The sequence below is a fragment of the Okeania sp. SIO2C9 genome (genome assembly GCF_010672455.1).
Lineage (GTDB): Bacteria > Cyanobacteriota > Cyanobacteriia > Cyanobacteriales > Microcoleaceae > Okeania.
Window position 1 is genome coordinate 267,039 of sequence record NZ_JAAHGO010000003.1, and the last position, 18,146, is coordinate 285,184.

Consider the following 18,146-nt stretch of genomic DNA (forward strand, 5'->3'; position numbering starts at 1 on the left):
GATTTGAGATCAGTTATCAGTTAGCCTCCTATGGTCAGAACTGCGTTAACAGTCAAGAATTCCATTCTGACTCCTGACTCCTGTCTCCTGACTCCTTTCTTAATAATATATACGATGACAATAGAAAAAATTATACAAATAAACTATACAAACTTTAAAATTTAGAAGAACGCATAATTGGTATACTACGCGAAATATATGAATATTATTTATATTAATTTTTATTTAGGTATACTAGCGTAAAGACCTTCCATGGAAGCTCCCTAGCAAGGTTGTAGTTATCACTTTATTCTATCTTTCTCAAAATTTCAATTAAATCTAACCCAGTTTCAATCACCATGATGAAAACCTTCAGAGTTGCATATTATCCTTTGTCTCTGTTGATACCTCTACTCCCAATAGTAGTGGCGACTCCTGGGAAAGCACAACCCATCACCCCTGCTAATGATGGCACAGGTACAACCGTCAACCAAAACGGCAACCAATTTAACATTCAAGGAGGCACCCGTAGTGGCAGAAACCTTTTCCACAGCTTCGACCAATTCAACGTCAACTCCGGTCAAACCGCTAACTTCCTCACCACCCCAGATACCCGCAATATTCTGGGTAGAGTTACAGGTGGTAATGCTTCTATTATTAACGGTCTTATTCAAGTCATTGGCAGCAATTCTAACCTCTTGTTGATGAACCCTGCTGGAATGATATTTGGCCCCAATGCCACTCTTAACCTACCCGCTTCATTCAGCGTGACTACTGCCACAGGTATTGGTTTCAACAGCAACAACTTCTGGTTTCAAGCTATAGGAACAAATGACTACTCAAACCTAGTGGGAAATCCCAGTGGTTATCGTTTTAATGTATCAAACCCAGGCGCAATAGTTAATGAAGGAAATTTAAGTTTAAACCCAGGGGAGAATTTGACCTTATTGGGTGGCACAGTCATCAACACCGGGGAACTCTCTACCGCAGGAGGTAATGTTACTATTGCAGCAGTGGAAGGTGGCAGCACTCTGAGAATATCTCAACCAGGACATTTGTTAAGTTTAGATGTATCCTCATCAGTCGGAATTACAGAAGAAACAAATTTCACACCCTTATCATTACCAGAATTATTGACAGGTGGGGATGAAACTCATGCTACCTCTATGAGTATTAATGCTGATGGTGATGTAGTGTTGATAGATGCAAATACTTTGGTTGCTGATACTCCAGGAGATGTGCTTGCCTCTGGGAATATAGATGTATCGACCCTTCCTAGTTACCTTTATGAGGAGGGAAATAATAATCTTGGTGGACAGATTAATGTGTTGGGCGATCGCGTAGCAATTATTGATGCTAATATTCATGCTGATGGTATCAACGGAGGTGGAACAGTATTAATTGGAGGCGACTTTCAAGGCAATGGAATAGTGAGTAACTCTCAGCAGACATTTGTAAACAATAACTCATTTATTTCTGCTGATGCTATTATAAATGGTGACGGAGGAAGAGTAATAATTTGGTCAGATGGAGTAACTAATTTTGCCGGAAATATTAGTGCTAAAGGGGGAGATTTTTCTGGTAATGGAGGGTTTGTTGAAGTATCTGGAAAACAAGAATTAATATTTGATGGAAATGTCAATGTTAGTGCCGCATTTGGTACCCAAGGAACAATATTATTAGACCCAGAAAATATCACAGTGGGAGAGTCAGAAAATACTGAAAATTCAGAAACAGAAACAGTAGATAATAATTCGGAAGTAGCATCTACAGAAAATACAGATTCTTCCACCACAGAAAATACTGAAAATTCAGAAACAGAAACAGTAGATAATAATTCGGAAGTAGCATCTGCAGAAAGTACAGATTCTCCCACTACAGAAAATACTGAAAATTCAGAAACAGAAACAGTAGATAATAATTCGGAAGTAGCATCTGCAGAAAGTACAGAAGAAAATGTCGATAATTCAGAAACCACAGAAAATACAAATTCAGAGACAGAAGTTACTTCTACAGAAATTGCCGATAACTCAGAAACAACAGAAACAGAAATACCAATAGACCCCTTTGCTCAAGATAAAAATTCTGATGTGACAATTTCCGCAGAAAATATTGGGGAGTTATCAGGAGATATAATTTTATTTGCCGACAACGATATAACAATCAATGAAAAAATAGAAACTGACTCATCTGTAGAATTAAAAGCCGGACGAAGTATTAATATAAATGCCGATATTGACACATCAATTGGTAATGGAAATATTGATTTACTTGGCAATAATGATGAGATGAATTTTGCTAATCGGAGTGAGGGGAAAGCTTCGATAAATCAATTAGATGGAACGACATTAAATGCAGGCAGTGGCACGATTAATATTCAGTTAGGAAATTTAGGAGAAGTTGGGGATATAAATCTGGCAAATTTAACTACAACAGGGCAAGTTTTAGTTAATGCTAATGGGGGAAATATTGCCCGAGTTTCTGACAATTCAATTATTAATGCGGGTAGTGTTTTATTTGAAACAAATGGCAATGGAGGAATAGGTTTAGCGGGTGCACCATTGCGGTTAGAGGTGGGTAATTTAGAGGCAGTTTCTGGCAGTGGTGGAGTATTTTTTGATGTAGGAAATGTGAATATTGGTGGTGTGAGTGAGGATGTGGATGGTATTAAGACTATTGATGGGGGAGATATTATTCTTGATAGTAGAGGAGATGTGACTGTTACTGAAGACATTTCTGCTGATGTTGTTACTGATGGTGAAACAGGAGGTGATATTAATATCGCGGCTAAAAACCTTTCTGTTATTGATGGTACTGAGATATCTGCAAGTACCCTTGCCAAAGGGGATGCAGGGAGCGTGGAGATTCATGCTACTGATACTGTAGTCTTTGATGGAGGAAACTCAGACAGTTTCACCGGAGTAGTTAGTGGTGTGGCAGAAGGAGCAGAAGGGAATGCCGGAGATGTAACTATTACCACCAGGTCTCTGGAAGTTAAAAATGGTGCTCAAATACTAGCCAATACTTTTGGTAATGGGAATGCAGGGAATGTAGAGATTCATGCTACTGAGACTGTGGTCTTGGAGGGAGAAGACTCAGAAGGTACGCCGAGTGCAGCAAGTAGCACTGTGGCAGAAGGAGCAAAAGGGAATGGGGGAACTGTCACTATTACCACCGGGTCTCTGGAAGTTAAAAATGGTGCTGATGTATCTGCCGAAGTAGAAGAAGGAGCAGAAGGGAATGGGGGGGATGTAATTATTACCACCAGGTCTCTGGAAGTTAAAAATGAAGGTAAGATATTTGCCAGTAACTTGGGCACAGGGAATGCAGGGACTGTGGAGATTAATGCTACTGACACTGTGGTCTTGGATGGAAAAGACTCAGAATATCCCACTGGAGTAATTAGCAGTGTGGAAGAAGGAACAGAAGGGAATAGGGGAGGTGTAACTATTACCACCGGGTCTCTGGAAGTTAAAAATGGTGCTGAGATATCTTCCGATACCTATAGCACAGGTAATGGGGGAGGTGTAACTATTACCACCGGGTCTCTGGAGGTGAAAAATGGTGCTCAAGTATCTGCGAGTACCTTTGGTAATGGGAATGCAGGGACTGTGGAGATTCATGCTACTGAGACTGTTGTCTTGGAGGGAGAAGACTCAGAAGGTTTGACTGGAGTAACTAGCAGTGTGGAAGAAGGAGCAGAAGGAAATGCAGGGAGTGTAACTATTACCACCAGGTCTCTGGAGGTGAAAAATGGTGCTCAAATACTAGCCAATACCTTTGGTAATGGGAATGCAGGGGCTGTGGAGATTCATGCTACTGAGACTGTGGTCTTGGAGGGAGAAGACTCAGAAGGTACGCCGAGTGCAGCAAGTAGCACTGTGGCAGGAGAAGCAAAAGGGGATGGGGGAAGTGTCACTATTACCACCAGGTCTCTGGAAGTTAAAAATGGTGCTGATGTATCTGCCGAAGTAGAACCAAGAGCAGAAGGGAATGGGGGGAAAGTAACTATTAACACTAGGTCTCTGGAAGTTAAAAATGAAGGTGAGATATTTGCCACTACCGAAGGAAAAGGGAATGCAGGGACTGTGGAGATTAATGCTACTGAAACTGTAGTTTTGGATGGAGGAGGAGGAGACCCAGAAGGTCTCACTGGAGTAACTAGCCGTGTGGAAAAAACAGCAGAAGGGGATGCGGGGGGTGTAACTATTACCACCGGGTCTCTGGAGGTGAAAAATGGTGCTCAAATATCTGCCAGTACCCGTGGTCAAGGAAATGCAGGAAAAATTAATATCACAGCAGATGATACTGTGGTTTTTGATGGGGTATCTCCACATGGTACTTTAGGTGGCGCATTTAGCGAAGTAGAATTAGGAGCAGAAGGTGATGTCGAGGGCATAAGCATTTCCACAGGTTCTCTAAAAGTCACTAATGGCGCTCAAATATCTACCAGTACCCGTGGTCAAGGAGATGCAGGAAAAATTAATATCACAGCAGAAGATTCTGTAGTGTTTGACAGAGAAAATGAGTTTGGCTTACCCGGTACAGCATTTAGTCAAGTGAGACAAGGGGCAAAAGGGAATGCTGGAGGTGTGACAATAGAAACTGGCTCCCTGACAGTTACCAATGGTGCTCTAATATCTGCCAGTACCCGTGGTCAAGGAGATGCAGGAAGTATTAATATTACTGCAGAAGAAACTGTTGTGTTTGATGGATCGATTCAAGAACCCTTTATCATCATTAGTGGAGCATACAGTACAGTCGAAGGTACAGCAGAAGGGGATGCAGGTGGTGTGATAATTACTACTGGTTCTCTGGAAGTTACTAATGGTGCTCAAATATCTGCTAGTACCTTTAGCAAAGGGAATGCAGGAAGCGTTGATATTACAGCAAAGGGTACTGTAGTATTTGATGGAGAATCTGACTTTGGCTTCTCCAGTGGAGCATACAGTACAGTCGAAGTTACAGCAGAAGGGAATGCAGGTGGTGTGAGGATTACCACAGGTTCTCTGGAAGTTACTAATGTTGCTGTAATAGATGCCAGTACCCTTGGCACAGGAAATGCAGGCACTATTGATATTACAGCAAAGGATACTGTAGTCATTGATGGGATATCTCCAGATGGTTTCCCCAGTGGAGTATTTAGCAGGGTGGGAGAAGAGGCAGAAGGGAAAGCGGGGGATGTAAGTATTACCACAGATTCTCTAGCAGTTACCAACGGTGCAGTAATAGATGCCAGTACCCTGGGTCAAGGAAGCGCAGGCAATATATTTATCACAACAGACACCCAACTCACCCTCAACGAAAACGCCCAAATCTCAGCCTTCACTGAAAGCAGTGGCACAGGAGGCAACATCATCCTATTTGCCCCAGAAACCCTCAACATTACTGGCAACGGACAAATAACAGTCCGCAGCAGCGGAGCAGGCAACGCTGGCCAAATTGACATCCTCAGCCCTAACATCACCCTCTCTGGCGGCATAGATATCACAGCCTTCACAGCAGGTCCAGGCAACGCTGGCAACATCAACCTAGAAGGCGACCAAATTAACATTCAACCCAATACCCAAATACTAGCTTTCACCGAAACTACTGGAGATGGAGGTAACATCACAGTCAAAGCCACAGAAATACTCAACTTAGAAGCAGAAACCCAACTATCAGTGGAAACCAACAGAGGCGGAAAAGCTGGAAATATAGAAATCACAACTCCCCAACTAACAATAGGAAAAGATGCCCAAATTAGTGCCACAGTTAACCTCGGAGCAACTACAACCGACCCAGGTGGAAATATCACCATCAATACCAATGAATTAAACATCTCAGGGGAACTGGGAATATTTGCCGAAACTGAAGCAACAGCAGATGCAGGCACTCTCACCCTCAACCCTTACAAAACTGACCCCAACCTAGAAATAACTTTCACAAATAATGGCTTCATCTCTGCCTCTACCAGTTCCACAGGTAACGGAGGAAATATCAATCTCAGTGCTCCAGAAAGTATAAATATTATAGGGGATGGTAGTATTTCTGTGGAAACTACAGATGAAGGAAATGCTGGAGCTATCAATATCAATACTCAAAACCTGACGCTCTCCGATGGAGTAGCTATATCAGCTTCTACAGAAGATAAAGGCAACGCTGGAGCTATCAATATTAATACTCAAAACTTCACTTTAGAAACCGGAACAACCCTAACCACAGAAACTAATAACAAAGGTCAAGCGGGAAACATAGAAATAAACACTAGACAACTAACTATTGGAGAAAATGCCCAAATTAGTGCTACAGCAAGAGAAGGGGCAACTAACACTGAAGCAGGAGGTAATATTACTATCAATGCTACAGACTTACTAATTTCAGGCCGACTGGGAATATTCGCCGAAACAGCAGGAGAAACTCCCGCAGGTACTCTTACTCTTAAACCCTATAACAGAGATGGGGGGAAGGGGAGATGGGGAGATGGGGAGATGGGGAGATGGGGAGATGGGGAGATGGGGAGAAGAGAAAATTATTCCGCTCGAATTGACCCGAACCTCAATATTACTTTTACCGAAAATGGCTTTATCTCTGCCCGCACTACTTCCAGTGGAGACGGAGGTAATATCAATATATTTGCTCCAGAAAACATTAATATTACAGGGGAAGGCAGAATAACAGTTGAAACAGAAGGCAGTGGAGACGCAGGCATCATCAACATAGAAACAGAACACCTCACCATAGCTGAAAATACTACTATATCAGCAGCTACATCCGACAGCGGAGATGGAGGCCGCATCAATATTACTCCTAGCGAAACATTTCAATTAGAAGGTCAAATTATTACAGAAACTACAGGCACAGGAAACGGAGGAAAAATCACTATTAATACAGGGTCTCTCCAAGCCGAAAATAGTACTATTTCAGCCAAAAGCACCGATGCAGGAAACGCAGGCGCAATAGAAATTACAGCTCAAGAAAATATCGCTACAGGTATTATTCAATCTTCTGCCTCAGAGTCACAAGAAACTGCTGACGGAGGTAATATCAGCATCATTAGTGAACAAGGAGAAATTGATGCGACCCAACCCATCCAGTCATTTTCAGAAAAAGGTAACGCTGGAGATGTCACTCTCCAAGCTAAAACAGACATTACCACCAACACTATTAGTTCTCACGGTCAACAACAAGGTGGTCAAATAACTATCACCACAGAAACCGGAAACGTCAATACATCTCAAGGCTTTTTGGCAAATTATTCTGGAGATGGCAACGGAGGCAACGTTACTATAGAAGCACCCCAAGGAGATATTACCAGCAGCAATATTTACTCTTTCGCTGATGCAGATGGAGGTCAAATATTTCTCAAAGCTGGAGGCGATATCAATATCAGGCAAAACAGTGATATTATCTCAGCGTCAGAACCTCCAGATAACAGCGACATTAACAACCAAGGTCAAGGAGGAGACATTATTCTGGAAGCAGGCAACAATATTAATACAGCAACAGCGAGAATATATTCCGGAGCAGATATTGGCGACACGGGCAAAATTGATATTATTGCGGATAGCGCAATAGAAGTAGGTCAAATAGACCTAGCATCAGGTTTTGTCAGACAACAACAACCAGTAAATGACAACTTTACTCTTATACCCATACCTCAAGGAGAAGCAACCAGAGGAGTTGCAGAAAATATCACTATCACCAGTAACAATGGCGCAATAGATACCACCGCTGGAGTTATCAATTCTCGTTCTCCTGATGGTTCCGGTGATATTACTCTCAATGCTAGAGATAATATTACTATCGGTCTACTAAGAGCTAGCGCTCTTAACCCAGAAAAACCAACTACAGGAGGAGATATTACGATCGCCAGTCAAACTGGAGAAATAAATGCCACAACAGCTATAGAAACTTTTTCAGAAAGAGGTACTGCTGGAAATGTGACTATTATGGCGGAGGAACACATTCATCTAGAAAATATTTTATCTCAGGGAGCAGAAGGAGGAGGGGATATTACTATAGAAAGTCGCAGTGAAAATAGTATAGATGCTCAAGGAGAATTAAACACTTTTTCCACAGAAGGAATGGCTGGAAATGTCACTCTTACATCTCCTGGAAATATAAGTATTAGTGGCATTCGTTCTCAGGGAAGGGAACAGGGAGGTAATGTCACGGTAGAAAGTGAAATAGGTGAAATTAACTCAACTGGGAATATTGACTCTTTTTCAGAGCAAGGCAGGGGAGGAAATATCGATCTGAATGCTCCAGAAAGTGTGAATTTAGCAAATGTGTCATCTTTTGGTGCGACTGAAAGCGGTAATTTGAGGATACAGAGTCGTACAGCAACAGTGAATACAGGTAATGTGACTACACAAGCGCCAGCAGGAAGTAGTGGCAGTATAGTTATCAACGGAGAGGAAGTAGGTACGGGAGACTTAACTTCTATTGGTACAACGAGCGCAGGTGCAATAAATGTGGAAGCTACAGATGGTTCAATTACAACTTATGATATTGAAATTAGCTCTGATGGCACCATAGGAAATTTAATACTCAGAGCAACCGAGGATGTTAATACTGGAGGTATTAGTCAGGATACGGGAGATGGAGATGCAAATATTAATATTGATTCTGGAGGAGACCAGGATATAGAAGAAATTAATCAAAATGCAGACGGCGATGCCACTAATATTGCTATTGCAGAAGGTAATCAAACTATAGGAGATATTAATCAAAATGCTGGGGATGATGCCACTAATATTGCTATTGCAGAAGGTAATCAAACTATAGGAGATATTAATCAAAATGCTGGGGATGATGCCACTAATATTGCTATTGCAGAAGGTAATCAAACTATAGGAGATATTAATCAAAATGCTGGGGATGATGCCACTAATATTGCTATTGCAGAAGGTAATCAAACTATTGGTAATGCCACTCCAAATACCAGCAATGAATCTATCAATATTCAGAACGATGGAACTAATCAAAATATTGGTAATGTCACTCCAAATACCAGCAATGAATCTATCAATATTCAGAACGATGGAACTAATCAAAACATAGCAGAAATTTCTGCATCTCCTAATGACAATACCCCGATTAATAATCCTCTCATTGATGGAGAAAATACGAATAATTCCAATAATTCCAATACTCCCACAAATTCTTTAGATACAAATAGTCCAGAAATCCCTTCTACTTCCAATTTAATTTCAAATATTACCCCTAGTAACAACGACCAAACAACAAATACTGGCACTGCTAAAGAGCAAACTGAAGAATCTATCAACAAAACCACCGACACAAAAAAAATATTAAATATCATTGATACTATTAATACCAATACCCTGACAGTAGCCACAGGTTCAGAAAAAATAGTAACAATGTTAGAACAACAGCGCATCAACGAATATTCAGATTACTTCGGAGAAGATTTTGACGAAAAATTACTTTCCACACAGAATGTCCGAAATATTTTAACAGATATAGCAAATCAAACCGGAAAAGAATCTGCTGTTGTTTATATCAATGCTTACTCAGACCAATTACAGATAATCTTATTTACCAAAGAAGGTCAACCAATCCTCAAAACAATTTCTACAGCAAATCGCGAGAAACTAAAACTAGCCACCATAGAATTAATGCTAGAAATCACAGATAAAAAACAACGCAAAACCACAAGTTATTTAGCAGCATCTCAACAATTATATCAATTATTAATAGCCCCCATTGCTACCGAATTAGAAGCAGCAAATATTGATACAATTTTATTTAGTCTGGATGTAGGATTTCGTTTATTACCCTTAGCAGCTTTACACGATGGAGAACAATTTTTAATAGAAAAATACAGCATTAGTAGTATTCCTAGTGTCAGTTTAATGGATAGTCGTTATAGTTCTGTTCATAATACTACTTTATTAGCTATGGGAGCCAGTGAATTTACAAAACAAGCGCCCTTATTTGCTGTACCTGTGGAGTTAGAAACTATTTCTCAAAATTTATGGCAGGGTAATATGTTTCTCAATGAAGAATTTACTCTGAAAAATTTAATTAATCAACGTCAAAATTATCCTTATCCGATAATTCATTTGGCTACTCATGCTAAATTTAATGGTGGAAATATAAGTAATTCATATATTCAGTTGTGGAATGAAAAATTGCGATTAAATCAAGTCAGAAAATTAGGTTGGAGTCAACCACCAGTGGAATTATTAGTATTGTCCGCTTGTCAAACCGCAGTAGGAAATAAAGAAGCAGAATTAGGTTTTGCTGGCTTTGCAGTGGCAACAGGAGTTAAGTCCGTATTGGCAAGTTTATGGTTGGTTAGCGATGAAGGAACATTAGGATTGATGACAGAATTTTATTCTCATTTGGGTAATCTCAATATTAAGGCAGAAGTGTTGCGACAGACCCAGTTGGCAATGTTGAGGGGTGAAGTTGCGATCGAAGATGGAATTTTGAGGGGGTCTGGTAGTCGTGGGGAAGTGCCTTTGCCTCCTGAGTTGGCACATCAGAAAAATCAAAATTTTTCCCATCCTTATTATTGGGCAGGGTTTACCATGGTTGGTAGTCCCTGGTAGTATGCGGAGTAGGGGAGTGGGAGATTGGGAGATTGGGAGATTGGGAGATTGGGAGATGGGGAGATTGGGAGATTGGGAGATTGGGAGATTGGGAGATTGGGAGATGGGGAGATTGGGAGATGGGGAGATTGGGAGATTGGGAGATGGGGAGATTGGGAGATTGGGAGATTGGGAGATTGGGAGATTGGGAGATTGGGAGGTTTAATATTGAAGTGTGGATAGAAATAAACATATAGATCCGCTTAGGGGTTCTATTTAAAAGGGAGTGTGGGAAGTGTGGGAAGGGTGGGGAGTGTGGGGAGATGGAAGCATTATTCTACCTGCTTGGTGCGCATTCCCGAAAAGGAGTCAGCATTCCCCAAGGGAGCTGACGGCAACGCGGGGTCTGACCGCTTGTGACTTGCCTCCTTCAGAGGAGCTGCGCTAGCGTCGTCGCGGGGTCGCATCCGCTTTTTCTCCTATCCGATTTCTGGAACTCCTGATATAGAATCCGGTTATATAGTATATGTTCATTATTCAATCTCCCCATCTCCCCATCTCCCCATCTCCCCCAACAATACAATTAAGTATTCAACTGGATTTGATATTATATCATGTCCGGATAATTAGTTATAAAAAAAACTTTCTCCTTCAACTCCAGTTCTTACTCTTCCTTCTTCCTTCTTCTTTCTTCCCTCCTGACTCCTGACTCCTGACTCCTGACTCCTCCGTAGTTATTTATTTATAACTGTTCAACCGGACATGATATTACTCCTTACTCCTTACTCGTTACTCGTTACTCCTCAGTAAAAGGTATTATCAAAATCATCTTCTAGAGCATTCATAACTGCGGAAAAATTAACAGCATCTTCGATCGCCGGAATACCCGCTTCTTGATCGGCAGCATGAAGAATTTGCAGTTGAATTGGTTCCATATAGCTTTCTAATTAAATTTAATGATTTTTCTTGGTAATCATACCGTACGAAAAAAACTGTAGAAAAATGAAACAGCTTTTATCTTGATATTGGATTAACCAATACTGGCTGTACGGCACAGCTCACTATTCCCTCGGCAGTAAATGCCCCTGGGAATTTCTTTCTAACAGCCGTTCCTTACACTTCTTCTTAGGAGCATGGCCAGTAGTAGGAATATGGTTCACCGCTCTAGGTGTATCAACAATGGCCTTTAACTTGAATGGTTTCAACTTCAACCAGTCCATCATCGACTCCAGTGGTCGTGTGGTAAATACTTGGGCAGACATCATCAACCGTGCAAACTTAGGAATGGAAGTAATGCACGAGCGTAACGCTCACAACTTCCCTCTAGATTTGGCTGCTGTAGAAGCTCCTTCTATCAATGGTTAATTTTTGAGTTAGCTTTAGTTAGCTAATATAAACGCTCTCCAATTTTATTGGGGGGCGTTTTTTGTTTTCAATAAAAATAAATCAAAATACTATGATGCGTCAGCTTATTAGTGTATTTTTAGTAGTTATATTTTGGGTTTCTACTCCTGGTTTGAGTATTGCTCAAAATAATATGGATAACTTTGATAACCTCTCGCAAGAAAAAGTTAAAGAATTAATTTCTATTCGATACAGTATTACTACTATTAACGACCTAGCAAAAAGGGATGTACTTTCAGAAACTCAGGCAACAACAGAAACAAAATATTACTTGGAAAAATCTCAACTTATTGTTGGAGAAAAGTTAACCTTAGAACAGATTATACAATTAACTAATAACTACATAGTTACACTGGAAAGCCAAAGAAATATAATTCAAAAAATTGCTGGTTTTGTCACTTTTACAAATATTATCTTGACTGCTGCAGCAATTTTACTCGTTTTCGCATTGACATCCTTAGCTACTCTATATTTAATTCCTATTCTCAAACTAATTCCATCATGGGGTTATGAAATTATTATTTACTTAGCTTGTTTTGGTGCTATTGTTGGAGGAAATTTTGTTAATGGAATAGGTGAATTTATTGCTTTTCCTGGTTGCTTAGGGTTAACTGGCGCTATTAGTTTCAGCCACTATGTACATAGAAATTTTTTCCAAAAGCTTGTTGATGGGAAAAAAAGTTATCGTGATAATATTTATAATTTCATTTATCTTGATAGTTTAATATTGTTCATAATTTGGGCGATCGCTGGAATTTTTTATCAAAGTTCTCTACTGGGTTTTATTGCTATTATTGCCTTGGAAACTTCTCTTGGTTTTTCGATAATAGTTACTCCTCTTCGTTACATGATAGGTTTTACCGAAAGAGATGTAATTCCCAGGGCAATGTCTGCTTCTTTGATTTTATTAACTATATATGTTAGTGCTGAAATAGTAAATTTTGAATTTCCCTATATTGAAGTTTTTTCTACGGGAATTTTATTTATTGGGAGTTTTGTTTATTTTATTGGAACTTTAATTATTTCTAACAAATGGTATCAGTCTGGAAAGTTTAATATTAACAACTATCTATGGTTACAATTTATGGCCATAATATCAGGTGTTGCTGCTCTTTATATTGGTTCAGTTTGGCAAGTTTTACTATTACAAAGGATTGGGGGTACATTCTTTTTCTTGTATCTGATTGAAAAATATTTTGAGATTCCTTGGAAAAAAGAATACGCTGCTTGGGTAACTTTAGGTTTGGCTATAATTTTATATTTATCAGCACTTGTAGCTAAACAGTATCCTGAATACTTTTTCATAGTAAGTTAAGCAATAATTAGGGTTTGCTGAATAAGTCTTTTAGTAGGGGTAGGAGACAACCCACCCCTAACCCCTCCCAGGAGGGGAAGACATCAGCACTATCAATTAATAGCGATCGCCTGTTTTTTACTGTCAACTAATAGCGATCGCCTATTTCTTTAATAACAAATTTTTGCTGACTATTCTAATACACTATTTTAGCTGTGTCAGTCCACTACAATCATGAATTATTTTAGGTATGTCGCAGCATTACAACCTTCTTCAAACCTACAACTTTCTTCAAGTCCAAGCACGGAAGAAAGTATTTTCTTGCCAAACACTAGCAGTTTTTTGTTCGATCGCTCCCATGTCCTGTTGAGTTAACTGCTGAAACGTTTGGGCTACCCTAACATTAGACTGCAACATTTCCACAGATTCTGTCGCTACGATACAACAATGTACGCCTTCTAAGGACAATACATATCCCATCGCTTCCTGCATATTCAATATCCCCGGTTGGAGTAACTTACCGTAAGCTGGTATTTTCATTCCAATAACACCCACATTTTTTTGTTGCGCAACAGGTAACACAGTAGGAGCAAATGGTCGGGGATGATGTTTGTCAGCAGCATTAATAGTAACCAGGGTAGTGTCAAATGGATAGCGACGTAGTCCTTCAGCTATAACATCAGGTTCGTGATGACCTGTAATTCCCGAAAATTTGACTATACCTTGTTCTTTTGCTTCTTCCATTGCTTTGATAGCACCTTGGGAACTGAATATTTGATCTAAAGTTTCTGTAAAGGAAACATGGTGTAACTGCCACGAGTCGAGATAATCTGTATTCAACCGTTTTAGCGATCGCTCTAATTCTCTCCATGCTCCGTCGCGATCGCGTATTCCGGTCTTACTTGCCAAAAATATATCTTTTCTATAAGCGGGTAAAACTTTTCCAAACTGTTCTTCACTTGCACCATAACTAGCAGCAGTATCAAAATATCTAATTCCTAGAGACAGAGCCGCCTCAATTACTGCCATAGCCTCTTTTTCTTTCTCACTCTTACCTACAGGTGTTTTTCCTGCTCCACCTAAACCTAAAAGTGGTACTTTGACACCAGTTTTACCTAACACTCGTTCTGGTATTGTGGATGTGATGGGTAGCTTTTCAGCAGATGCTATTTTGGTCTGAGATTTTTTATTGACAGCAGCACAACCTACTATACTACTGGTAGCAGCAATGCTTGTCATTATAAAGTTACGTCGAGTCGTTTTTTTTGTCATAGTTATCTATAAGTTTTTTGATATTATAGCGCTACTTGAATAGGGAATAGGGAATAGTAAACTGTTAAAGGGTTTTCGGCGATCAAATACTCCGCTAACAGGGTTTAGAAATGTCAAACACCTTAATGCGTAGCGCTATATAAAAATTCTCAGCTAAGAAGTATTTAAAATGTGTCTTAGCAAGTCAGAAGTAATCATGGTTATTCTGTTAGGAATGAGAATTAAATAAGATCCAAAGTTTTTGTCTAGGAGTATTTCACTGAAATACTTCTGTACAGGAAATCTGGAAGTTAATAAATCCTCATTCCTTAATTAGACACACAACAAATAAGTGGTTTAAATGCACAGCAGCTTAAAATTTAACACTAATTTTAGAAATTCCACTCCATAAATAAGTCTGTTACTGGTAATATAAAACCTGGTCATTTCAGTTATCAGTTATCAGTTATCAGTTATCAATTATCAGTACCTCTGCAATAAGGAGGCTACGAAAATACGGAATTCTCTTTTGTTTATCCCCTGAAAACGGGAGGCTTTAGACCACAATTTCTCGGTCAAATATCTTCTCCGTCTAAATTATCAGCAACTTTTCAACAATCAATAATGAATAATGAATAATGAATAATTACCTCTCGTTGAAAGAAGAGGATTGACAAAGAGATGAAAATTTTTCTTCTCTTGGTCGATTGGATATGGCGAGGAGACCTCGCCATCCCTCGACCGCTTATTATCCCCTTAAAAGGGGAGGCTTTAAACCACAATTTTTCGGTAATAATTTATCAAAATAATGGGGTCGCGCAACCCTGCCTTTTAAGGCGAAATATTTTTGGAAAGTTGCTCAAATTCCCGTTATAAAAATAACTTCTGACTTCTGACTTCTGACTTCTGACTTCGTTAAGTGGTTGTGGTTTATGGTAGACTAAAATTTATTTTTTATCAGGATTAATTACCCAAACTAACCGACAATTATTTTCAAAGTATTCAACAATTTTTTGATGTAGTTCTTCAAATGTATTATTGGGATAAATTACCTCTACTGCTAAATCGGTAGCACCCTGAAAATAACCTTTAGGTAATAGCTTTAATCCTAATAAACGGTCTTTGGAAACAAAATAAATATCTGGTAATAATTAATAATTAATAATTAATTATTAATAATTAATTATTAATAATCACCTCTTCTTTTCAAGGATAAGATTGACGTGGTAGAGATTTTTTTTTCTTGTTTATCCTTTAAATGATAGGCTTTAAACCTTAATTATTTGGCAATATTACCATGCTCCATTCCGGAGTTTCTCATATCGAAAACTTCTCCATTAATTAATTCATAATGACTGCCATCTTCTGAGAATTCTTGAAACTCTTGGTCAGTTAATATTTTATTTTCGGTTGCTATATTTATCAATTTATTCTGCTATTTTGTGATAGTTTTTTGTGATAATTGAATTAAGTCATTCAATATTTTATCAAATTAGCCCAATTACATTTTATATCATATCAAATCTGCTTGCTACAGTTCCCGTTTGCGTAATATGAACTAGGAACAAATCGGAGTAATATAATTTATACCGTCAGTAGGGAAAAACGGCCGTTTTCCCCTAAGATATTGATTATTATTACTAAATGCCAAATAATACTAAAGAAAAGCGGATTTAATATCGCACTCTATTTTTAGTCAATAACAAATGTTTAAATTTTCCGTCAAACAAATCACCGAAAAATTCAGGTATAAAGCTTCTCAATTAATGGAGAAAAAAGCGGTCGAGGGATGGCGAGGTATCCTTGCCATATCCAATCGACCAAGAGAAGAAAAAAAATCTTTTTATCCAATCCCCTTATTTATAAGAAGAAGTAACTCTAAATTATTAATTCTTAATTATAAATTCTTGAAAATTACTTTTATTGTAGTATTTCTCAATCCATTAATAGTACTTAGTCAGGAAACTGCTACAACAAAAATTTGTCCGGCTGAATTAAGTAATCGGATTGATGCTGTAATTAACCGCCCAATTTTTAATCGTTCTCGGTGGGGAATTTTAGTCGAAACTTTATCGGAAAAAACTACAGTTTATAACCGCGATGCTAAATATTATTTCATTTCTGCTTCTACGGCTAAACTGTTAACAACTGCAGCAGTATTACAAAAACTTCGCCCTCAATTTAGAATTAGAACTTCAATTTATGGTGATGGGAATGGCAATATATATATTGTGGGTAGAGGCGACCCTAGTTTAACAGAAACTCAACTGCAAAGTTTGGCTAAACAATTGAAAGAACAAGGGATAGAAACTATTAATCAATTAATTGCTGACGATAGTTATTTTGAAGGAACAGGAGTTAATCCTAATTGGGAATGGGAAGATGTTCAGGCTGGTTATGGCGCACCAATCAATAGTTTAATTCTGAATCAAAATGCTATAGATTTGGTTTTGTCGCCTCAAAGTTTAGGTCAGCCTTTACAAGTTACTTTTGTTAATTCTGTTGAAGGTCAAAAATGGCAGATTGAAAATAATTCGGTGACTGTAGGAAAGAATGAAAAAGAATTTTTAGAAGTAGGAAGAGATTTTATTCAGCCAATAATTAGAATATCTGGGCAATTACGAGTTGGTTCGGCATCGGAACCTGTTTATGTGGCTGTTGTGGAACCTGTGGATAATTTTTTAAATAAATTTAGTGAAGTTTTAGCAACAACAGGAATTCAGGTTTCTCAAATAGTAAAAAAATCACAGATTGCTTCTAATATTAATTTGACTGAATTAGCTTTTGTGGAGTCTCCAACATTGGCGGAATTAGTGGAGGAAGTTAATAGAAAGAGTAATAATGTTTATGCAGAATCTTTGTTACGGCAAATGGGAGTTAGGAGTAGATTAATTCCTAGGAAAAAATCTAATAATCAGACTTTAGCAAAAAGTTTGGAGGAGGTAAAAGTAATTTTAACTAGGTTAGGAGTTACTCCCAATAGTTTTGTATTAAATGATGGCTCTGGTTTGTCTCGTCATAATTTAGTTAGTCCGGAAGCTTTGGTGCAAACTCTCAGAATAATGGCTAATTCTCCTTGGGCAAATATTTATAGAAATTCTTTACCTGTAGCTGGTGTAAGTGGTACGTTGAGTAGACGTTTTAGAAATAGTTTTGCCGAGGGAAATGTACAAGCAAAAACAGGAACAATTAGTGGAGTTTCTGGTTTAGCAGGATATATTCAACCTGCTAATTTTGAGCCTTTAGTATTTAGTATTATTGTCAATCAGTCTGACTTAGAAACAAAAAATTTGAGAAGTGCTATTGATGAAATAGTTTTGTTATTAACTCAATTAAATAGTTGTGGTTAAAAGAAGTACAAAAATAGAAGTAATATCATGTCCGGTAGCATCGGTATTGTATAGTAAAGGTAGGCAACAGCTCATCTGGCAACAGCTCATCTGGCCGGAATACTTAAGAGCAAGAAAAAAACTTAAATTTCCTGTAGATATTCACCCTTGGGTTTACACAAACGATACCAGCGGACATGATATAAGTTCATTAATTGATAATTGATAATTACCTCTGGTTAAAATCGAGAGGATTAAATATAAGGAAATATTATTTCTTTTTTTCCCCCTTAATACCAAGGGTGAAAAAAGAATACTTAATTTAAGTGACACTTCAATTATTAAGTA

Annotated in this window: 10 protein-coding genes and 1 pseudogene; 6 read left to right on the top strand and 5 right to left on the bottom strand. The window is 38.5% G+C overall.

Annotated elements, in window-relative coordinates:
• The first annotated feature begins 341 nt into the window (after nucleotides 1-341).
• Complete coding sequence (locus F6K23_RS03475) at nucleotides 342-10,541, top strand: CHAT domain-containing protein (protein WP_375340729.1); 10,200 nt, start codon at nucleotides 342-344, stop codon at nucleotides 10,539-10,541.
• A 1-nt stretch (nucleotide 10,542) separates the two neighbouring features.
• Complete coding sequence (locus F6K23_RS03480) at nucleotides 10,543-10,746, top strand: hypothetical protein (protein ID WP_293150603.1); 204 nt, start codon at nucleotides 10,543-10,545, stop codon at nucleotides 10,744-10,746.
• Nucleotides 10,747-10,852: 106 nt separating this feature from the next.
• Here the strand turns inward: F6K23_RS03480 and F6K23_RS03485 are convergent, their stop codons facing one another.
• Nucleotides 10,853-10,987, bottom strand: coding sequence for a hypothetical protein (locus F6K23_RS03485; protein WP_293150606.1), 135 nt, complete (start codon nucleotides 10,985-10,987; stop codon nucleotides 10,853-10,855).
• Nucleotides 10,988-11,323: 336 nt separating this feature from the next.
• A complete protein-coding gene (locus F6K23_RS03490) occupies nucleotides 11,324-11,455 on the bottom strand; it encodes a hypothetical protein (protein ID WP_293150608.1) in 132 nt (43 codons plus the stop codon).
• Nucleotides 11,456-11,618: 163 nt separating this feature from the next.
• Here F6K23_RS03490 and F6K23_RS03495 point away from each other — a divergent pair.
• Nucleotides 11,619-11,885, top strand: a pseudogene (locus F6K23_RS03495) (photosystem II q(b) protein); the annotation flags it as partial.
• Between the two features lie 91 nt (nucleotides 11,886-11,976).
• Nucleotides 11,977-13,239 (top strand): hypothetical protein, encoded by a 1,263-nt coding sequence (locus F6K23_RS03500; protein ID WP_293150611.1) that lies wholly within the window; start codon nucleotides 11,977-11,979, stop codon nucleotides 13,237-13,239.
• Nucleotides 13,240-13,509: 270 nt separating this feature from the next.
• On the opposite strand, the gene F6K23_RS03505 is transcribed toward F6K23_RS03500, so the two are convergent.
• From F6K23_RS03505 to F6K23_RS03515, 3 genes are all read right to left on the bottom strand, one after another.
• Nucleotides 13,510-14,490 carry an aldo/keto reductase gene (locus F6K23_RS03505; RefSeq protein ID WP_293150613.1) on the bottom strand — a complete coding sequence of 327 codons (981 nt, stop codon included), beginning with the start codon at nucleotides 14,488-14,490 and terminating at the stop codon, nucleotides 13,510-13,512.
• 926 nt (nucleotides 14,491-15,416) lie between these two features.
• Entirely contained in the window at nucleotides 15,417-15,608 is a 192-nt protein-coding gene (locus F6K23_RS03510) for a Uma2 family endonuclease (protein WP_293151035.1), read from the bottom strand.
• A gap of 140 nt (nucleotides 15,609-15,748) precedes the next feature.
• A complete protein-coding gene (locus F6K23_RS03515) occupies nucleotides 15,749-15,895 on the bottom strand; it encodes a hypothetical protein (protein ID WP_293150616.1) in 147 nt (48 codons plus the stop codon).
• A 280-nt stretch (nucleotides 15,896-16,175) separates the two neighbouring features.
• Here F6K23_RS03515 and dacB point away from each other — a divergent pair, with 280 nt between their 5' ends.
• Together dacB and F6K23_RS03525 are read left to right on the top strand one after the other, a co-directional pair.
• Nucleotides 16,176-17,819, top strand: a complete 1,644-nt coding sequence (gene dacB / locus F6K23_RS03520; protein ID WP_293150619.1) for a D-alanyl-D-alanine carboxypeptidase/D-alanyl-D-alanine-endopeptidase — start codon at nucleotides 16,176-16,178, stop codon at nucleotides 17,817-17,819.
• Nucleotides 17,812-18,024, top strand: coding sequence for a hypothetical protein (locus tag F6K23_RS03525; RefSeq protein ID WP_293150622.1), 213 nt, complete (start codon nucleotides 17,812-17,814; stop codon nucleotides 18,022-18,024). Before dacB ends, F6K23_RS03525 begins: the two co-directional genes overlap by 8 nt.
• Nucleotides 18,025-18,146 lie beyond the last annotated feature (122 nt).